At 66.1% G+C, this 18,342-nt stretch carries 17 protein-coding genes; 6 read left to right on the top strand and 11 right to left on the bottom strand.

Features of this window, described 5'->3' with window-relative positions:
* Positions 1–107 precede the first annotated feature (107 nt).
* From ACVIN2_RS08110 to ACVIN2_RS08100, 3 genes are all read right to left on the bottom strand, one after another.
* Positions 108–1,538, bottom strand: coding sequence for a TolC family outer membrane protein (locus ACVIN2_RS08110; RefSeq protein ID WP_456765196.1), 1,431 nt, complete (start codon positions 1,536–1,538; stop codon positions 108–110).
* Positions 1,539–1,722: 184 nt separating this feature from the next.
* Positions 1,723–2,502: an enoyl-CoA hydratase gene (locus ACVIN2_RS08105; RefSeq protein WP_456765195.1), complete on the bottom strand. Its 780-nt coding sequence runs from the start codon at positions 2,500–2,502 to the stop codon at positions 1,723–1,725.
* 151 nt (positions 2,503–2,653) lie between these two features.
* Positions 2,654–3,319, bottom strand: a complete 666-nt coding sequence (locus tag ACVIN2_RS08100) for a hypothetical protein (protein WP_456765194.1) — start codon at positions 3,317–3,319, stop codon at positions 2,654–2,656.
* Positions 3,320–3,606: 287 nt separating this feature from the next.
* Here ACVIN2_RS08100 and ACVIN2_RS08095 point away from each other — a divergent pair, with 287 nt between their 5' ends.
* Positions 3,607–4,152: a sigma-70 family RNA polymerase sigma factor gene (locus ACVIN2_RS08095; protein WP_027516883.1), complete on the top strand. Its 546-nt coding sequence runs from the start codon at positions 3,607–3,609 to the stop codon at positions 4,150–4,152.
* Positions 4,153–4,154: 2 nt separating this feature from the next.
* Positions 4,155–4,793 carry an NrsF family protein gene (locus ACVIN2_RS08090; protein ID WP_456765193.1) on the top strand — a complete coding sequence of 213 codons (639 nt, stop codon included), beginning with the start codon at positions 4,155–4,157 and terminating at the stop codon, positions 4,791–4,793.
* A gap of 10 nt (positions 4,794–4,803) precedes the next feature.
* Here ACVIN2_RS08090 and ACVIN2_RS08085 read toward each other — a convergent pair whose 3' ends face one another.
* A complete protein-coding gene (locus ACVIN2_RS08085; protein WP_456765192.1) occupies positions 4,804–5,907 on the bottom strand; it encodes a DUF2336 domain-containing protein in 1,104 nt (367 codons plus the stop codon).
* A 63-nt stretch (positions 5,908–5,970) separates the two neighbouring features.
* On the bottom strand, positions 5,971–7,128 hold the full coding sequence (locus tag ACVIN2_RS08080; protein WP_456765191.1) for a GGDEF domain-containing protein: 1,158 nt from the start codon (positions 7,126–7,128) through the stop codon (positions 5,971–5,973).
* Positions 7,129–7,563: 435 nt separating this feature from the next.
* Between ACVIN2_RS08080 and ACVIN2_RS08075 the strand changes: the two genes are divergently transcribed.
* The 4 genes from ACVIN2_RS08075 to ACVIN2_RS08060 all read left to right on the top strand — a co-directional run bounded on the left by ACVIN2_RS08075 (position 7,564) and on the right by ACVIN2_RS08060 (position 11,698).
* Entirely contained in the window at positions 7,564–8,133 is a 570-nt protein-coding gene (locus ACVIN2_RS08075; RefSeq protein ID WP_007593582.1) for a sigma-70 family RNA polymerase sigma factor, read from the top strand.
* Positions 8,130–8,825, top strand: coding sequence for a hypothetical protein (locus tag ACVIN2_RS08070; RefSeq protein ID WP_456765190.1), 696 nt, complete (start codon positions 8,130–8,132; stop codon positions 8,823–8,825). The genes ACVIN2_RS08075 and ACVIN2_RS08070 overlap by 4 nt, the downstream gene beginning before the upstream one ends.
* Before the next feature lie 15 nt (positions 8,826–8,840).
* A complete protein-coding gene (locus tag ACVIN2_RS08065; RefSeq protein ID WP_456765189.1) occupies positions 8,841–10,547 on the top strand; it encodes a S8 family serine peptidase in 1,707 nt (568 codons plus the stop codon).
* A 509-nt stretch (positions 10,548–11,056) separates the two neighbouring features.
* Positions 11,057–11,698 (top strand): TIGR03809 family protein, encoded by a 642-nt coding sequence (locus ACVIN2_RS08060; protein WP_456769672.1) that lies wholly within the window; start codon positions 11,057–11,059, stop codon positions 11,696–11,698.
* Positions 11,699–11,728: 30 nt separating this feature from the next.
* On the opposite strand, the gene ACVIN2_RS08055 is transcribed toward ACVIN2_RS08060, so the two are convergent.
* The 6 genes from ACVIN2_RS08055 to ACVIN2_RS08030 all read right to left on the bottom strand — a co-directional run bounded on the left by ACVIN2_RS08055 (position 11,729) and on the right by ACVIN2_RS08030 (position 18,231).
* Complete coding sequence (locus ACVIN2_RS08055) at positions 11,729–13,099, bottom strand: TIGR03808 family TAT-translocated repetitive protein (protein WP_456765188.1); 1,371 nt, start codon at positions 13,097–13,099, stop codon at positions 11,729–11,731.
* 200 nt (positions 13,100–13,299) lie between these two features.
* On the bottom strand, positions 13,300–13,956 hold the full coding sequence (locus ACVIN2_RS08050) for a pyroglutamyl-peptidase I family protein (RefSeq protein ID WP_456765187.1): 657 nt from the start codon (positions 13,954–13,956) through the stop codon (positions 13,300–13,302).
* A complete protein-coding gene (gene meaB / locus ACVIN2_RS08045) occupies positions 13,953–14,942 on the bottom strand; it encodes a methylmalonyl Co-A mutase-associated GTPase MeaB (protein ID WP_456765186.1) in 990 nt (329 codons plus the stop codon). The genes ACVIN2_RS08050 and meaB overlap by 4 nt, the downstream gene beginning before the upstream one ends.
* 51 nt (positions 14,943–14,993) lie before the next feature.
* Positions 14,994–16,508, bottom strand: coding sequence for a tripartite tricarboxylate transporter permease (locus ACVIN2_RS08040; protein ID WP_456765185.1), 1,515 nt, complete (start codon positions 16,506–16,508; stop codon positions 14,994–14,996).
* Between the two features lie 4 nt (positions 16,509–16,512).
* A complete protein-coding gene (locus ACVIN2_RS08035) occupies positions 16,513–17,007 on the bottom strand; it encodes a tripartite tricarboxylate transporter TctB family protein (RefSeq protein WP_456765184.1) in 495 nt (164 codons plus the stop codon).
* Between the two features lie 231 nt (positions 17,008–17,238).
* Entirely contained in the window at positions 17,239–18,231 is a 993-nt protein-coding gene (locus tag ACVIN2_RS08030) for a tripartite tricarboxylate transporter substrate binding protein (RefSeq protein ID WP_456765183.1), read from the bottom strand.
* Between the last annotated feature and the right edge of the window lie 111 nt (positions 18,232–18,342).

The raw sequence follows: 18,342 nt of genomic DNA, 5'->3' as shown, positions 1-18,342 counted from the left end.
ATTCGTAAAATCCGTAGATGTATCGCTACGGGCATGGGGTTGTTTTCGACATTTTTGTTGGTGCCCGCCGGCAAGATACCCGGCGCTTTGCTTACGCGGCCAACGGCCTACTGCCCGGACGGCGTGCGCAGGCCGTGCCAGGCGTCGCGGACCTGCTGATAATGCACCTCGGGCAGATAGTCCGGCGTGTTCAGGCTCAAGGTCTTGACGTCGAGATGGCCGACGGCGCTGAGCAGCGTGTAGGAGGCGATCACGCGGTCGCGATTGGCGCCGATCAGGCGGGCCTTGGCCTGGATCAAATCGGCCTGCGAGTTCAGCACGTCCACCGTCGTGCGCTGCCCGCCGGCGGCTTCACGTTGTACGCCCTGGAGTGCGACGGTCGCCGCCTTCACTTCAGACTCCGAGGCCGAGACCGCGATCTTGGCGCCTTCGTTGGCAACCCAGGCGCTGACCGCCGCCGTGCGCGCCTGGTTGCGCACCTGGTCGAGCACGAGCCGGCTCTGCGCCGTGATTTCCTTGGCCTGCCGGGTCTGTGCGGCGGCTTGGCCGCCGTCATAGATCGGTACGGTGACATTGGCGACGATCGAGGCCTGATCTTCGGCGAAGGTGCCCAGCGTCGGGTCGTTGTTGCGGCTCTTGCTGGCGCTGCCCTGGACGCTGGCGCTCGGCAGCAGCGCGCCTTCGGCGACGCGGATGTTGGTGGAGGCGACATCGACGTCGAAGCCCGCCGCCATCACCGCCGGGTGCTGGCGGATCGCCATCGTCAGCGCGTCTTCGCGGCTCTTCGGCAGATAGCGGTCGACGACTTCGGCGGCCCGAAGCTGCGACGGCGCATTGCCGATCACCTGCGCGTAAACCGCCTGGCTCACCGCCAGTGCGACTTCCGCGGCGTTGAGATCGGAGAGCCCGCGGTTGAGCCGCGCCTCGGCCTGCGCGCTGTCGGTCGGCGTGACGTCGCCGGCGTTGAGGCGCCGCTGGGTGACCGAAAGCGTTTCGCGCAGGAAGGCGACGTTGGAGCGCTGCGCCTCGACCAGCGACTGGTTGGCGAGGACATTGGTGTAGGCGGTGACCGCGTCGAGCAGCACGCCCTGGCCGACGTTGCGCAGCGCCTCGCGGCCCGACTGCACCTGGAGTTCGGCGGCCCGCACGTTGTTGGCGGTGCGGAAACCGTTGAACAGGGTCTGCGACACGGTGACGCCGATGATCCATGGCTTCAGATTGGCGGTCTGGATGGTGTTGTCGGGCAGCAGATTGCGCACCGATTGCAGCCCGGCGCTGAGGCTTGCCACGATCTGGGGCCGGTAGCCGGCGAGCGCCTGCGGCACGTTCTCGTCGGTGGCGCGCTGCCGCGCACGTTCGGCATTGAGCTGCGGATTGGTCTGATAGGCCTTGGCGAGCGCCTCCGGCAGCGCTTCCGACCGTGCGGCGGAGGGCAGGGCGCAACAGAGTGCCAGCGTGGTCCATGTCGCGAGCACAGGAGCCACGCCCGATCGACGCCGCGTCATCACGCGACCAGCTCTGGCGGCACGCCCAATCATGTAATCCGCAAATCCCGGCTGTCCGCCCCCGCCGACGGCGGCTCTCTTAACTGTTTAACCAGCCAAGGTCTCGCAGGCAAACTGCCGCGGGGGAAACCCCCATGTATTCCGTGCTTGTTGCAGCTACATCACAGGGATTCTGCGGGAAGGGCAGAGTCTTACACCAGCCTGACCGCTCGCCTCCTTACCGGTTCTTGTTCACCGGCTTCCGCTTCTCGATGAACGCCGCCATGCCCTCGGAGCGGTCCTCCAGCGCGAAGGTCGAGTGGAACAGGTTGCGCTCGACGCTCATGCCCTCGGCGAGCGTGGTCTCGAAGGCGCGGTTGACCGCTTCCTTGGCCATCGCGACCGCGGGCCGCGACATCGCGGCGATCTTCTCGGCCGCGGCCATCACCTCGTCCATCAGCTTGTCGGCCGGCACGATGCGGCTGACGAGGCCGCTGCGCTCGGCTTCGGCTGCATCCATCATGCGGCCGGTGAGGCAAAGGTCCATCGCCTTGGACTTGCCGATCGCACGGGTCAGGCGCTGGGTGCCGCCGATGCCGGGGATGGTGCCGAGCGTGATTTCGGGTTGACCAAACTTGGCGGTGTCGGCTGCGATGATGAAGTCGCACATCATCGCGAGCTCGCAGCCGCCGCCGAGCGCGTAACCCGCGACTGCGGCGATCGTCGGCTTGCGGCAGCGTGCAATCCGATCGCCGCCGATCGCGGCAAAATCCTCCGAGAACATGTCGATGAAGCCTTTCGGCTGCATCTCCTTGATGTCGGCGCCGGCGGCAAATGCCTTCTCGCTGCCGGTCACGACGATGCAGCCGATGGCGTCATCGGCTTCGAGATCGTCGACGGCCGCGGCGATCTCGCGGAAGACGCCGAAGGAGAGTGCGTTGAGCAGCTTCGGCCGGTTCAGCTTGATGATGCCGACCGCGCCTTTGCTTTCGACGATGATGTGTTCGAACGTGCTCATGCTCCACCCACGCTTTTGGTTGAGCGGGCAATGTGCCCGCTGGCGCGGTGGGCTTCAAGAGGCGCTAAAGCCATCGGAGCAGGAACGGCCGGAACACGCGGTGAGATGCGCGTTCCGGCCGAGGTCCCGCGGACCGGAGATCAAGCCAAAGTCACGCCATGAACATGCGCGCGGCGGAGGCCAGCGTCAGCAGCGTGCCGACGCCGATGAAGATTTTTCCAATCAGGGAGCTCTGGTCCCAGGCCGAGCTCTGCTGGCTGCTTGCCATCACCGGTGCCGGACGCGGCTGCGCGTCGATCGCGGCAATTACCGCCTTCTGTACCGGCGCGTTGTCCTGTTGCAGGGCGCGGTCGATGTCGTTGAGCTGATCGGGTGGGACGACCTGGCCCTCGGCGTTCGGGGCGGCGGTATTATCGGCCGCGGCCTGGACGTTGTCGTTGGCGCGTCCCGTCATTGCGGAGGCGGCTGCCGCAGTCGGCGTATCGGCGGCGGCGAGCTGCGCATTGGCGTTGGCGACTTCCGGCGGCATCTGGCTTGAGGCCGGTATGTCACGATTGTCGGCCTTGGCCTCGTCGGCCGTCGCCACGGCGTCCTTCTTGTCGGCCTTGTCGTCGGATTTCTGCGCCGTCTTGGTGCTGTCGCGGTGGCGCGACGTGTGACGCCGCTGCTTGCTCGGCTTGACCTCGTCCGCCTGTTTGCCTGCATTGTCCGGCTTGCTGCTAGCGGCTGAACTCGGCGCCGCCTGTGCAACGCCCCCGAACAGCACGAAAAGCCCGGCCAGGAGAATCAGGGCCGCGCGCCCGCTGGCTTTCATCATGTTGACATCTCCCCAAGTCCGCCCGTCCCGGACCGAACAGAGACCCTGGGGCGTGACGACAGCGGGGCAGAAAATGGGAATCTTCGGGCCACACCGGGCAAAAGCGCGGCAAACCCTTGCCGTCTTGGCCGGCCGCGGGTGCGTACGGGACCGATCGGTGTTATGAGCCGTCGCAGATCCTGACGGCCGTATCGGTTGCGTGGCCAAGTATGATCACGAATTCGTGATCATACTGCCGCCGGCGTAACAAACTGAAAGAACGGCCGAATTGCATGGTGAGGGCGCGCGTGCGCGGACGTGAGGACGAGTGGACCGACCTGATGCGGTCGGCCATGGCAGGCGATGACGCGGCGTATCATCGTCTGTTGAAGGCGGTCACGCCTGTGCTGCGCGCTGCCGCGAGGCGCGGCCTGGCGCGGGCCGGGCAGCCTCCCGACCAGGCCGAGGATATCGTGCAGGAGATTCTGTTGGCGGTGCATTTGAAGCGGCACACTTGGGACAGCGAAGCCCCCTTCGCCCCGTGGCTGTTTGCGATCGGCCGCAACAAGCTGATCGACATGCTGCGGCGACGGGGCAGGCGGATTTTCGTCAACATCGACGATTTCGCCGAGATCCTGCCGGGCGAGGCGCCGCAGGAGACGGCCTCGGCGGGCGAAGTCGCCAGCCAGCTCAATACGCTGCCGCAACGCCAGCGCGACGTGTTGCAGTCGATCGCGGTCGACAGCACCTCGATCAAGGACACGGCGGCGAAATATTCGATGAGCGAGGGCGCGGTGCGGGTCGCGCTGCATCGCGGACTTGCGGCGCTGACAGCCAAACTGCGGGACCACTAGTCATGGATACCGATCAACTCATTCGCTCGCTCGCGGCCGACAACGCCCATCGCCCGCCGCGCGTCGGCGCGGTGCTGACCATGGCGCTGCTGGTCGCCGCGCCGCTGTCGATCCTGATCTTCGCCACCTTCCTCGGTGTGCGTCACGACGTGATGAGCGCGATGCACAACCCGTTCTTCGACATGAAGTTCGCGGTCACGCTGTCGCTCGCGATCCCGGCGATCATCGTCAGCCTGCATCTGTCGCGTCCCGAAGCCTTGCTGCGTGGCTGGGGCTGGCTGCTGCTGCTGCCCGTCGGGCTGCTCGCGGTGGCGATCGGCAGCGAGGCGATGATGGCGCCGGCCATGCCGGTGACGATGCGATTGATGGGCAAGAATTCCAGAGTTTGCCTGTTCGCAATCCCCGCGATGTCGCTGCCGCTGCTTGCGGGGGCCCTGTTCGGCCTGCGCCACGGCGCGCCGTCGCATCCCGCGCTCGCCGGTGCGCTCGCCGGCCTGGTGTCGGCGGGCCTTGCCGCGACCCTGTACGCCTCGCACTGCACCGATGACTCGCCGCTGTTCGTCGCGACCTGGTACACGCTCGCCACCGCGTTGGTGACGGCAATTGGCGCGCTGGTGGGGGCGAGGGTCCTACGCTACTAGCTCGCCGGCTTCACGCCACCGGCGCCGCGCCCTGCTGCATGCGGTGGAAGCGCAGCACCTGCTGCGCGGTCGAGCTGCGCAGCGCCTCGTAAGCGTCGCGCAGCGTCAGCATGTCGGTCTCCGGGCCGCCTGAGAGCTTCTCGCGCAGGGCGATGATGGCGCGGACGCTCGACCATTGCATGGCCGCGACCTTGGCGAGGATCATCACGCCCTCGACCCGGCTTTCGATCATCATGGTCTCGGCGGTCTCGACTGCGACGCCCGCAAGCGCCGCAAGCCCCGCATTGGTCTCGTCGAACTTGCCCTGCTCTGCGAAGGTGGCGACCTGGAGCTCGGTCAGGCGGCCGTCCTCGTGCAGCGACTTCACCAGCGCCCGCGCCATCTCGGTCTGCCGGGTCGTGGTGGCGGCGCGGATCCGCTGAGCCGCTTCCTGAACCACGCTGGACACGTCGTCCGCGAGTTCCGGATGCGCGGCCTCCAGCTTCCGGCGCACGGTCAAGGAAGCCTTCGCGACCAGCTTCAAATAATGATGGCGGGGCAGGTCGGCCCGCAGGCCGATGCAGCTGGCGAGGTCGTCGTCACGTTCGGCGCGGGTCACGAGGTCGGCGAGACTTCCCTCGGACAGTTGCGCGCCCGGATTGCTGACGGTCGATTGCACCACGTCCTCGTTGCCGCGGGTCACCAGCACGTCGCTCAGCGCTTCCGACAGCACACGCCGCAGCGAGATCGCCTTGAGATGGGCCTGGCCCCTGGTGCGCGCGATCTCCATCAGGGTCGCCTCGTCCAGCCGTTCGGATTTCGACAGCACCGGGCCGGAAACCTCGATCACCTCGTCGAGCGCGAGCGTGCGGATGATCTTCGGCGGCGCAGCCGCGATTGATGCGAGGCGGTCGGCGAGCAGCGCCCTGGCGGACGTCTCGATCCGCTCGATCAGGCATTGGAACACGTCGTCGAACACGCGGACGTGGTCGTCGGAATAATCCACCGCGTTGTTCACGAACAGATCGGTGACGCGGCGCAACGTCTCGACCCGGTGCGCAACGGTGCCGTGCGAGAGCGCAGTTTGCAATTCCTCGAGCAGACTCTCGGATGATTTTGCGGATTTGGATCTCATTGCCCTGTCCTGGAGCGTTCGGCCCGGCCGCGGCTTCTGTCGCGCCGGGAGAAAATGGATTGGTCAGATGGTTGCAATGCGGTTGCGCCCCTGTGCCTTGGCGGAATAGAGCGCGCTGTCGGCGCGCACGAGAAACGTGTCGGCAGTATCGTTGTCGCGCAGCGTCACGACGCCCGCGGAAATGGTCACGCGCATGCCCGGGGAGAATGCGCTCCAGTCCAGATCGGCGACGATGCCGCGCAGCCGATCGAGCATGCGCGACGCCGCATCGCCGTCCATCCCCGGCAGCAGCAGCAAGAATTCCTCGCCGCCGTAGCGGCCGAAGCAGTCGGCCGGGCGGATGTTGGCGAAAATGGTGATCGCGAAGGTGCGCAGCACCTCGTCGCCGACGGGATGGCCATGGGCGTCGTTGATGCGCTTGAACCAGTCGAGATCGATCAGCGCGATCGCGCAAGGGGTCGACGTCTGCCGCGATTTTTCGATCTCGTCGTCGAGAAGCCGCATGATGCAGCGGCGGTTGTAGGAGCCGGTGAGCTCGTCGAGCTCCGCCAGCTCCTCGATGCGCCGATAGGCGGCCTTCAGCTCGATGCTGCGCCGGTACAGGATCTTGCGCAGCGTGGCGCCGAACAGGCCGAGGAAGGCGCACTGGCCGATCACCAGCACGAAGCACAGCATCGATGCCGCCCGTTGCAGCTGGGTCGTAACCGGCAGTCCGATTGGCAAGTCCGAGGCGAGGAAGACAAGCGCGAGCCCGCAAGTGGTGAGACCCCAGGTGAGCATGGCCTGGCTCGATGTCATACGAAGCGTGCCGAAGGCGAAGATCAGAAACAGCACGGCCAGGAACGCGACTCCGACTGTCGGCACCGCGAGCAGGAACAGCAGCTGCAGCGTCATATGCGCCGAGATCTGGAAGACGGTGAGGTAATGATCCTCGAACCGGTCGCCGAAGCCCGCTTCCGACAGCACGGTGAAGGTCCCGATGATCAGAAGGCCGCCGAGCCAGAACAGTGACGGAACGCCCGCGGAGATCACGCCGTCAAAGGCGTAGAGCAGCAGGACGGAGGCGCCGAGCGAGTAGCTCGCCACCTGGCCGACATACATCTGGCGCCGCTGCCGGATCCGGCGCGCCAGGACCTCGGGTGCCGCTGCCTCGGTCGTCAAGGCGAGATCCGCGGCCTCAGCGGCATTCCTCTCGGGAAAGGACGTCGCAGCCGTGCTCATGGTCCCCGCCAGTGGTGGATGTCAGCCTAAAAATCTACGTCGCAAGCCTTTAGGTTTGGTATCCTTCGAAACCGAATCCACGCTGTGCAGCGCGGCAGCAGGGGACGTCGATCGCTCCAGGAATTTGCCGGCGATTAGGTATCGTGTGCGACGCGGTCGAGCCAAAGCAGGGCTTCGGAAGACATATGTCGTGCTAGGCTGCTAAGGTTCCATGCACGTCGGGCCGTCTCTACTGGGACGGCATTGCTCAGGAAAGTGCTTCATTACTATGTTACCGTTCTTGAGCGAAGCGCCCAGCCGCGGGTGGCAACAGGAAATTTCGCGTATGTGGGGTAGATCACACAGCCTCCCGTATGACTGCGGTAGGTTGAACAATTTTACCCCTCCCGTCGAACCGTCTGCCGCATCGACCCGACCAACCTTGCGAGACGGTCTTTGAGCGTGACACAAGCGGCTTCGGACGAGATCCTGATCGCCAGGATCGCTCAAGGTGACCGGCTCGCCATGCAGGTGCTGTACGGGCGGCACCATGTCAGGGTGTATCGGTTCGGCCTCCGGCTCGTGCGGGACGAGCAGGCGGCGGAAGACCTCATCAGCGAGGTGTTTCTCGACGTCTGGCGTCAAGCCGGCAAATTCGAGGGCCGATCCGCCGTTTCCACCTGGCTGCTGGCCATTACCCGATTTAAGGCCCTGTCTGCGCTTCGGCGCAGGAAGGATTTTGAGTTGGACGACGACGCCGCGAACGCGATCGAGGATACGTCCGACAATCCGGAAACGGCGGTGCAGAAGAAGGATACCAGTGAAGCGTTGCGGGAGTGTCTGACGGGCCTCTCGCCGGATCATCGGGAAATCGTCGATCTCGTCTACTACCACGAGAAATCCGTGGAAGAGGTGGCCGAAATCGTTGGCATCCCGGAGAACACTGTGAAGACGCGCTTGTTCTATGCGCGCAAGAAATTGGCCGAACTGCTGAAGGCAGCCGGCATTGAGCGAGGCTGGCCATGATGGCTTTGAGCAAGAAGATGCTGGAGCAAGAGCCCGGTGAAATTGAACTGCTGCTGCCGTGGCACGCCGCCGGCACGCTGAACCCGCGCGATGCGCGCCGCGTCGACGAGGCGCTGGCGCGCGATCCGGAGCTCGCGAAGCAATATGCCGCGATCCGCGGCGAGTATGAAGAGACCATCCATCTGAACGAGAGCCTGGGTGCTCCGTCGGCGCGTGCGATGCAGAAGCTGTTCGCCGCGATCGACGCTGAGCCCGCGCGGGCGGCCGGTTCGCTGCCGCTGTCGGCGCGCATCGCCAGCTTCTTTGCGAGCCTGTCGCCGCGCACTCTGGCCTGGTCGGCGAGCCTTGGCGCCATGGCGCTGGTGCTGCAGGCCGGAATCATCGGCGCCGTGTTGACGAAGACCCAGACTGCGACCTTCCAGACTGCTTCGCTCTCGACCAGCGCTCCGATCACCCGCGACCTCGGCACGACCGTCCCGCCAGCGCGCGCGCTGGTACGCTTCACGCCGGAGGCGCGCGTCGCTGACATCACGGCATTGCTCGACGGCTACCAGGCTTCGATCATTGGTGATGCCAAGGGCGGCATGTTCCGCCTCCAGTTCGACAAGGCGATGAGCCGGGACGAACTCGCCTCGCTGCTCGGCAAGATGCAGCGCGAGAAGTTCGTCAACCTCGCCGTCGCAGCGCCGTAAGGCGCTTCCAAACCAATGACGCGCAAGTTTGAAAGTAGAGTAAGAGCCGGGGCCTGCGCTTCGTCGGTCGCAGCCGCGCTTCTGCTCGCCGCCTGTCTCGGCGTCGAGGTTGCGCAGGCGCAGGCGATCATGCGCACGCCGACGATCAGCGTCCCCTCCCGAATGCCGACGATTTCTCCTGGCGTCGCCGCACGCGTCAGTCCCGGTGTTGCCGCCAGAGCGGTGGCCGTTGGCCGTGGTCCCGGTCCGATTGTGACGACGAGGATTTCGGCGCGGATGGGACCGACGCCGGTGCTGCCTTATGCGCGCTACTCCCCGAACCTCTATCCCGCCTGTACTGCGCCCGATCGCGACGCCGCCGGCGAGTGCCTGGCGCAGCAGAACGCAGGCGGCGATGGCTCGGGCAAATCCGGCAAGAAGACCGCTGGAAAGGGGCGCGGCAACAACACGCCCGTCGCCGCGGATTTGCGCACCTTCGCCGGCGAATTCGTCGCCGAAATCGACGGCGGGCTGTCGTTGAGCCAAGCCGACGAGCTTGCGCGCCGCCATGGCCTGACCCGCGTGTCCTCCGAGAATTTTCCGCTGATCGGGGCAACGTTCGGACTGTTCCGCATCACCGACGGCCGGCCCTCCGCGACGGTGCGGCGTGAATTCGCGGCCGACGGCAGCGTGCGCTCGGTCCAGCCGAACTTCCGCTACCTGCTCCAGGACCAGAAATCGTCGGTGCCGACCGAGGGTGATCCCGCGCAATATGCGCTGGCCAAGCTCCGCCTGCCGCAGGCACATACTCTCGCGCATGGCGCCAATGTGACGGTCGCCGTGATCGACTCTGGCATCGACGTCCAACATCCGGAACTTGCCAATTCCATTGCCGACAATTTCGATGCGCTTGGCAGCGCCGACGGCCCGCACATTCACGGCACCGGCATTGCCGGCGCCATCGTGGCGCATGCCAAGCTGATGGGCAGCGCGCCCGAGGCGCGCCTCATCGCCATCCGCGCCTTCGGCGGCACCACCGGCGGGGCCGAGAGCTCGTCCTACATCATCCTGCGCTCGCTGAATTATGCCGCCGAGCACGGCGCGCAGATCGTCAACATGAGCTTTGCCGGTCCCAAAGACGCGGTGATCGAGCGCGCTATCGCGGCGACGGCCGCGCGTGGCCTGGTGCTGATCGCGGCCGCCGGCAATGCCGGGGCGAAGTCTCCGCCGCTCTATCCGGCCGCCAATCCCAACGTGATCGCGGTCAGCGCGACCGACCAGCAGGACCGGCTATTCTCCGCCTCCAACCGTGGCAACTACATCGCGGTCGCGGCACCCGGCGTCGACATCTTCCTGCCGGCGCCTGACGGCAAATACCAGATGACGTCGGGCACCTCGTTCTCGGCCGCCTATGTCTCCGGCGTCGCGGCGCTGCTGCTCGAGCGCAACTACGCCTTGAAGCCGGAAGCGCTGCGCACGACGCTGGCGAAGACGGCGCGCGACCTCGGTTCACCCGGCCGTGATGATCTGTTCGGCGACGGTGAGGCAGACGCGTTTGCCGCGGTCATGGCCGTTCCTGCCGCCGGCGCGACGCCGGTCGCGGCCGCCTCCGGTACAACAAAACGTGAAGATATCGGGAAGCGTCGCGACGAGCCTGGCGTCCGCGCATTAGAGCAACCTTCGTTGTCGAGCACCGAGGATAAAGCCACGGTTTCTCAAGCGGATAAGCCGACGACGCGATAGCGGCTGCGACAACTTTGCGCGCGGCGCGAAGGTCGAAAAATCAAACGCCGCGTTGAACGTTCGGCCCGCTGCCACGACCAAATTATGTGGGAGCGGTTATCCCTCCCCATAAGTCATATTAGGCGCGAGCGCCCATCCACCCCAAGCGCCCATATGGCTCGACCCGTCCGGTTGTCCCCCCGGACGGGTCTTTTCTTTTTGGACGTCCAATTCCTCGAAGCCCTACGCGAGATCAGCTTCCGGTTGAGAGATCGTAGCTCACTCAGCGCGACCGCTCCGCCGGCACGCCGCAAGCGCGCTATGCTTGTGCGAAGCTTGACTCCAAAACCCCTTGAATCTCCGCACGACTACGGAGTTTGGTGACGAAAACATCGTCGTTGCTGGACAAGTCAAAACTTTTCCACAAAATATTCACGTCGCGTCTAAATTGATTCGTGTGCGTTGCGTCGCGTCCGTATTGTCTCCTGACGGGCTGATTTATGACACATCGCCAAGAAGCTATTCGCGACATTGCTATTGGCCGCGACGTTGCGGCACGCTGGTGCGCTCTCGCCGAGCAGCGGCTGGTGCATCTCTCCGAGATGTTCGAGACCGGGCGCTGGCGCCGCTACCACTCCGAGATCGCATTTCTCGAAAACATCCAGGAAGCCAAGCTCGCCGTTCAGACCTGGCGCGCGCTTGCCACCGGCGCCGATGTCGCCACGGCGGCCGCGAGCGTATCGCCCGCCTTCGGCTGGTCGCCGGCGACAATGCCCCGCATGTTTCCGCGCGAGCCCCAGGCGCAGACCGTGCAACCGAAGGCCGTGCACATCGCCCCGGAGAGCGCCGTGCCGGTCAGGCTCGATCCCAAGCCGGGCGTTCTCGCCGAAATCTCCGAAGCCCCGGCCGCGCCGGTCGCCGCGCCTGCCCCGATGGCACCGCTCAGAGTGCCGGCTGCCATGGCGCCGCCCACCGCGCCCGTCGCGATGACGGGGCCCAAGGTGCCGGCCGCGACGGCAGCGCCCAAGGCACTGGCCGCAATGGCGGCGCTTCTGCCGCAGTTCTCTCCGCCGGCAGCCGAAATTGTCGCAGCCCCCGAACGTCTGGTTGAGTTCACCTTCAGCCTCGACGGCCTCGAAGCGAAGTACCCGCTGCTGCGGAACGCGTTCTAGCGTTCGAGAGCCAGAGGCGAGGAACGGCACCTACCGCCGCACCGCATTCCCGCCGACGACCAATTGCGCAAACCGCTGAGCGCCGTCCGCCGACAGATCCGACGTTACCGCGCGCGCGTGGTCGAGCCCGACCACGGCGCCGCGCGGCGTTTCCGAGATCATGTTGTTGTTGACGAGCGCGGTGCCTGCGCCGGGCACGACGGACACCCCGACGCCGGCCAGTGCCTTGCGGATCACGTTGCCCGTGATGGCGACGTCGCGGAGATATTTGCCCCAGCCGGCGACGATGCCGTAGGACGGCGCGTTCTCGATCACGTTGCCGGTGACCGATGAATCCGCCTCGATGTAGATGCCGATGCCGGCATCGTCATCCGGCGCGGTGCCGATCGGCCGCTTCGGGATCAGATTGCGGATGATGTTGCCCTGGACCACGGCGATGCGGCCGCCTTCGTTGAAATTGCAGACGGAGACGCCGACGGCGGCGCCGTCCACAATGTTGTTGGCGATCACCGCGGCCTCGAACGCGAATTCCGAATAGAGCGCGACCTCGCGCACATCGCTGACGCTGTTGCCTGATATGTGGATGTTCGAGGCCGAGTTGCCGCGCACGGCGGAGTAATCGCAGTTCTTGATGCGATTGCCGCGCACGATGACATTGCCGGCGCGGAACGCGTTGATGGCGTTGCCGTACTGGCCGGAGCCGCCGGGACCGGCCTTGATGTCCTCGATGCGGTTATCAGTGACCAGCGTGCCATCATCGCCGATAGCCGTGCGCAGGATCTCGATGCCGTTGTCGTTGGTGCCGGTGATGGTGTTGTGGGAGACGCTGAGACCCCTGGCGTCGAACGACACCACTGCCGTCACCGCGATGTTGGTAAAGATGTTGCCCGAGATGTCGCCGGAGACCTGCTCGAGCCAGATGCCGCTGCCGCCGGACCTCGTGATTTCGCAATCGGTGATGCGGACGTCGCGTCCGCCGAGGATCTGGATCAGCCCGCGCCGCGTCGGCAGCGGAATGCCGCCGCCGTCGAAGGTGATGCCAGAAAGGCCGATTGCATCCGAGCCGTCGCTCTGGATCGCCGACGCCCCGCCGGTGAAGACGAATTTTGTCGCGCCGCGCACGCCGACCAGTTGCGCGCCATTTGGCAGGCGCAACAGTCCCGTGCGGTAGATGCCGGGTGGCAGCGCCAGCGGCATCTGCGCCCGCGTGGCCTCGTCGATCGCACGCTGGAGCGCGCGGGTCTGATCCTCGCTGCTGCCGGGCCGCACGCCATATTGCGTAGCATCGCGGCCGAGCAGCGACGTCAGCGGCGCTGCGCGCGCGGCGTCGGCTGGTATCGCGAGCGCGCCGGCGATGCCTGCGGTCGATGCTCCGATGAGATGGCGGCGATTGAGGTCCATGGACGCGTCCTCCGGCGGCCGCGGGGGTCCGCAGCGGTTAGGTAGCGCAGGGCGGCTGGTCGCGTGAGGATTGTTCGCGGTAGGGTTAAATGTTTACCGGAGAGACGGTCCGTAGGGTGGGCAAAGCGGAAGCGTGCCCACCATTCAGCGGCAGATCGGAACAAGTTGGTGGGCACGGCGCAAGCGCGCCTTTGCCCACCCTACGAAGTCGGTGTGTTGCGTCTCTTCCGTGCCAACTGCACCATCTCCATCAGCATCGCTTCCCCCGCATCCACCAGTTCCTCCAGCGTGATCCGCGGCGCGCCCTTGCGGCGCGCGGCGCCACTGCGCGCGAGCAGGGGAATATGGATGAACGCGGCGAGCTTTGGCCCGCCGGCCTTGACGTTTTCGATCGCGCGCCAGCTCAGATAGTTACAGAGATAGGCGCCGGCATCGCGCGAGGGACGCGCGTCGATGCCGGTGAGGCGCGCGGCGCGCAGCAGCCTGGCGGTGTGCGGACCGAAATTCATCGCGTCCGCATTGGCGGCGATGCCGCGCTTGCTCGAGCGGGTGTTGGCGGCATCGGGCCACAGCATGGTGACGGCGTTGCGCGCGCGGCTCTCGATGCGCAGATAGGGCGTGCGTGCGGCGAGGCCGAACATCAGCAGCGCATCGGGCTTCTCTTTCGCGAGCACCTCCGGCAATTGCCGGTCGACCGCGGCATAGGTGACCGGGAAGATGTGGCTGGAGATCGCGGCATCGTCGAGTGCGGGACGGCGCAATTGCGCCAGCCGGGCGACCAACGGCTGGGTCGGATTGTAGGGCGCGCCGGGAAACGGGCCGAAGCCGGTGAGGAGAATGCGGAGCTTATCGCTCATTGCAGCAACTCCAGGATCTTTTCGGCGGCGAGCGCCGGTGTAAGATGGCCGTCGGCGACCTCGGTCTCGATCTTCCGGACCTTGGTCCGCACCGACGCCTCGCTGCGCAACCGCGCTAGCATGCGCTGCTCCAGCATCGACCACATCCATTTCACCTGCTGCTCGCGCCGCCGTGCGGCGAAATCGCCGGATGCATTCATCGCCTTGCGGTGATCGAGGACCTTCTGCCAGATCTTCGCAATGCCGTCGCCGGTCAGCGCCGAATAGGTCTCGACCGGCGGATGCCAGTGCTCGGAGCGCGGCGTCAGGATGTGCAGCGCGCCGCGATAATCAGCGGCGGTGATGTTGGCGCGCTTGAGATTGTCGCCGTCGGCCTTGTTGATCGCGATCATGTCGGCGAGCTCGACCAGGCCCTTCTTGATGCCCTGCAATTCGTCGCCGCCGCCCGGCAGCATCAGGGCCAGGAAGAAATCGGTCATGTCGCAAACCGCGGTTTCGGACTGGCCGATGCCGACCGTTTCCACCAGCACGACGTCGAAGCCGGCCGCCTCGCACAGCAGCATCGCCTCCCGTGTCTTGGCCGCGACTCCGCCGAGCGTGCCCGAGGACGGCGAGGGCCGGATGAAGGCGTCGTCGGACGCCGAGAGCCGGGCCATCCGCGTCTTGTCGCCGAGGATCGAGCCACCGCTCCGCGCCGAGGACGGATCGACCGCGAGCACCGCGACCTTGTGGCCTTGCTCGATGAGATGGGTGCCGAGCGCGTCGATGGTGGTGGATTTGCCGACGCCGGGCGAGCCGGTGATGCCGACGCGGACTGCCCTGCCGGTATCGGGCAAGAGCATCTGCACCAGCTCGCGCGCCAGCGCCTGATGGTCGCTGCGCCGGCTCTCGACCAGCGTGATGGCCCGCGCCAGCGCCGCGCGGCTGCCGGCGCGGAGGTCTTGGGCGAGGGATTTGATGTCCAGTGAAGGCTTTTTCTCAACCATGCCCTGCTTTACAACGCCCGCGCGGGGCAGGCGAGGGCCGCTCGCCCGATATCACCGGGATGTCGCCGCCACCCCCGTCCGCACCGGTTTCAGCTTTCGCCACGCCCAGACCATCACCGGCCACAGCAGCGCCCCGATCGCCATGGCGGCGAGGATCGCGGCCACGGGGCGCTCGAAAAACGGCAGGATGCTGCCGTCGGACTTGATCAGCGAGGTCACAAAAGCCTGCTCGACCATGGTGCCCATGACGATGCCGAGCACCATGGCGGCGACGGGATAGCCGTTTGCTTCCATGACATAGCCGATCACGCCGAAGGCGGCGACGGTGACGACGCCGAACATGTTGTTGCCGATCGCGAACGAGCCGACCGCGCAGCACAGCATGATGATCGGCATGATGGCGGAGCGCGGTGCCAGCAGGATGTAGGCGGCAACCCGGATCATGGCGATGCCGAGCGGGATCATCAGAATGTTCGCGATGATGAACATCAGATAGATCGCGTACATGCTCGACGCTTTCTCGGTGAACAGCGTCGGCCCGGGGTTGAGTCCCTTCATGTAGAGCACGCCGATCGCGATCGCGGCGATGGTGTCGCCGGGGATGCCGAACAACAATGATGGCACCCAGCCCGAGGCGATGCTGGCATTGTTGCTGGCGCCGGCCTCGACCAGGCCCTCGACATGGCCGGTGCCGAATTTCTCCGGTTCTTTGGAGAAGCGCTTTGACATCGCGTAGGACACCCAGGCGGCCATGTCGGCGCCGGCGCCGGGCAGCACGCCGATGATGATGCCGACGATGTTTCCGCGCGTCATCTGCCAATGGTATTTCTTGGTCAGCTTCCACTGGCCGGCCATGATGCTTCCGAATTTGCGCCGCGGCAGCGGCGGCGGCTCGGGCGTCAGCATCGCGCGCATCACCTGGGCCACCGCGAACACGCCGACCAGCGCGGGGATCGGCTCGATGCCGCCGAACAGATCGGTGAAGCCGAAGGTGAAGCGCGGCACGCCGCCGGGATTTTCGATGCCGACGCAGGAGACCAGCAGGCCGAGGAACATGCCGGCGATTGCCTTTACCGGCGAGGAGCGCGCCACCAGCGTCGCGCACATCAGGCCGAGCAGCGCCAGCCAGAAATACTCGAAGGTCGAGAACGACAGCGCGATCTCGGCCAGCGGCGGCGCCAGGATCATCAGCGACAGCACGCCGGCGATACCGCCGACAGCGGAGAACCACACGCCGGCCCCGAGCGCCAGCTCGGCCTGTCCCTTGCGGGTCATGGCGTAGGCCTCATCGGCATAGGCGGCGGAGGCGGGTGTTCCCGGGATGCGCAGCAGCGCGCCGGGGATGTCGCCGGAGAAGATCGCCATCGAGGACGCGGCGACGATGGTCGCGATCGCCGCGATCGGCGAGAGATAGAAGGTGACGGGGACGAGCAGGGCGGTTGCCATCGTCGCGGACAGGCCCGGCAGCGAGCCGATCACGAGCCCGTACACGGAGGCTGCGAACATCGCGATGATGACCTCCCAGGTGGAGATCAGTGCGAACGCTTCAATCAGGGTTTTCAGCATGGGATCACCAGAGCGTCGGCAACAGGCCGGCGGGAAGCGGCACGCGCAGTAGCTTGCCGAAGATCAGGTGGATGGCGAACGGCGCCAGCGCTGCGAGCGGCAGCGCCAGCTTCCACTTCGCCCCCAACGCGGTCGAGGTGACGTAGACCATGATCGCCGCGGTGATGATGAAGCCGAGCCGGTCGGCCGCGGCCACGTAGAACAGCAGCAGGGCCGGCGGCAGCAGCGCGCGCAGGCCGTACAACTTTCCCTGCGGCGGCGGCGCAGCCGCTGCCTGGCCGTCCTCGAGCGGGATCAACTCTTCCGCCTCCTCGAAGGTGTGGCCGATCCCGAACACGATCGCGAGCCCGCACAGCGCAAGCCCGATGCCGATCACGAGCGGAAATACGTTGGGGCCGACCGGCTGTCCGGGCACCGGCGGCAGCAGCCAGCCGCCATAGGCGGCTGCTGTGCCGAGCACGACGAGAAACGATCCCGTGACGGAGTCGGGAAGGCGCATGGGAAAAGTCCTACAAGAGATGTTCTCCCTCTCCCCGCGCGCGGGGAGAGGGTCGGGGTGAGGGGGGCTCTCCGCGGGGGAGGTGAAAGCTGGATTCGCGGAGAGTCCCCCTCACCCGGAATCCGCGCTTCGCACGCATTCCGACCTCTCCCCGCAAGCGGGGCGAGGTGAATTGAGCGTGCGGACCGGCCACTTCAATCAACTATCGCCTCGCGTGATAGCCGCAGGAGATCACGCCTTGCTCAGACCCGCCGCCTTCATGGCTTCGCCCATCTGGGCGTCGCCCTTGTCCATGAAGCTTGCGAACTGGCCGGCATCGCCCCACACGGTGCCGAAGCCGCGATTGCCCATGAAGTCCTTGAACTCGGCGGAGTCGTAGACCTTCTTCAGCGCCGCGGTGAGCTTCGTTGCGATCTCCGGCGGCAGGTTCTTCGGCGCACCGATGCCGCGCCAGGCGCCGGTCGCGTAGTCGATGCCCATCGCCTCCTTCAGCGTCGGCACGTCCTTGAAGATCGGATTGCGCGCCGGCGCCATGATGGCAAGGCTCCTGGCCTTGCCGGCCTCGATGATGGCGCGGGCTTCCGGGACCGAGCAGGTGGTGAGGTCGAGGCCGCCGGCGGCGAGGTCCTGCATCGCGGGGGCGGCGCCGTTCGACGGCACCCAGGCGACCTGGTTGGCGGGCAGGCCCATCGCCTGCATCCAGCCGACCAGCGCGAGATGCCAGATGCCGCCCTGGCCGGTGCCGGAGGCCTTGAACTTGCCAGGAGGGGCCGCCTTGATGGCTTCGGCGAGTTCCTTCACCGTCTTGTAAGGCGAGGAGGAGGAGACCTGGATGCCCGGGGGATCTTCGTTCATCAGCGCCAGTGGGGTGTAGCTCTTCGGCGCCAGTTCGGTCAGCCCTTGCCAGTGCATCATCGAGATTTCGACGGTGAGCATGCCGATGGTGTAGCCATCGGGCTGCGCGGTCGCGATCGCGGTATGGCCGACGACGCCGGAGCCGCCGGTGCGATTGACCACGTTGAAGGGCTGGCCGAGATCCTTCTCCAGAAGCGCTGCGACAATGCGTGCAGTCGCATCGGTGCCGCCGCCCGCGCCCCAGGGCACGATCACGGTGACGGGCCGCGCCGGATAGGCTTGCGCAAATGCGGGTGTGAGGCCGAATGCGGCGGATGCCGCGACTGCGGCAGATGAAGCCGCAAAGCTGCGGCGCGTAATCTTGGACATCAATGCCTCCCAGCGGCGCCCATGATTTCGGGCGCTCTTGTCAATGGCGACATTCTAGTCGGCTTTGCAGCGCGGCTGCAAGGCAGCGCTACCAGCGCTCTGCGAGCAAGC

This window comes from Bradyrhizobium sp. USDA 3650, from assembly GCF_054057395.1.
This window is presented reverse-complemented; position numbering and strand designations above follow the sequence as displayed.

Excerpts from the sequence above, each read along its gene's own strand:
- ACVIN2_RS08110 (WP_456765196.1), bottom strand. The coding sequence starts at position 1,538 with ATGATTGGGCGTGCCGCCAGAGCTGGTCGCGTGATGACGCGGCGTCGA.
- ACVIN2_RS08105 (WP_456765195.1), bottom strand. The coding sequence starts at position 2,502 with ATGAGCACGTTCGAACACATCATCGTCGAAAGCAAAGGCGCGGTCGGC.
- ACVIN2_RS08100 (WP_456765194.1), bottom strand. The coding sequence starts at position 3,319 with ATGATGAAAGCCAGCGGGCGCGCGGCCCTGATTCTCCTGGCCGGGCTT.
- ACVIN2_RS08090 (WP_456765193.1), top strand. The coding sequence starts at position 4,155 with ATGGATACCGATCAACTCATTCGCTCGCTCGCGGCCGACAACGCCCAT.
- ACVIN2_RS08085 (WP_456765192.1), bottom strand. The coding sequence starts at position 5,907 with ATGAGATCCAAATCCGCAAAATCATCCGAGAGTCTGCTCGAGGAATTG.
- ACVIN2_RS08080 (WP_456765191.1), bottom strand. The coding sequence starts at position 7,128 with ATGAGCACGGCTGCGACGTCCTTTCCCGAGAGGAATGCCGCTGAGGCC.
- ACVIN2_RS08070 (WP_456765190.1), top strand. The coding sequence starts at position 8,130 with ATGATGGCTTTGAGCAAGAAGATGCTGGAGCAAGAGCCCGGTGAAATT.
- ACVIN2_RS08065 (WP_456765189.1), top strand. The coding sequence starts at position 8,841 with ATGACGCGCAAGTTTGAAAGTAGAGTAAGAGCCGGGGCCTGCGCTTCG.
- ACVIN2_RS08055 (WP_456765188.1), bottom strand. The coding sequence starts at position 13,099 with ATGGACCTCAATCGCCGCCATCTCATCGGAGCATCGACCGCAGGCATC.
- ACVIN2_RS08050 (WP_456765187.1), bottom strand. The coding sequence starts at position 13,956 with ATGAGCGATAAGCTCCGCATTCTCCTCACCGGCTTCGGCCCGTTTCCC.
- meaB (WP_456765186.1), bottom strand. The coding sequence starts at position 14,942 with ATGGTTGAGAAAAAGCCTTCACTGGACATCAAATCCCTCGCCCAAGAC.
- ACVIN2_RS08040 (WP_456765185.1), bottom strand. The coding sequence starts at position 16,508 with ATGCTGAAAACCCTGATTGAAGCGTTCGCACTGATCTCCACCTGGGAG.
- ACVIN2_RS08035 (WP_456765184.1), bottom strand. The coding sequence starts at position 17,007 with ATGCGCCTTCCCGACTCCGTCACGGGATCGTTTCTCGTCGTGCTCGGC.
- ACVIN2_RS08030 (WP_456765183.1), bottom strand. The coding sequence starts at position 18,231 with ATGTCCAAGATTACGCGCCGCAGCTTTGCGGCTTCATCTGCCGCAGTC.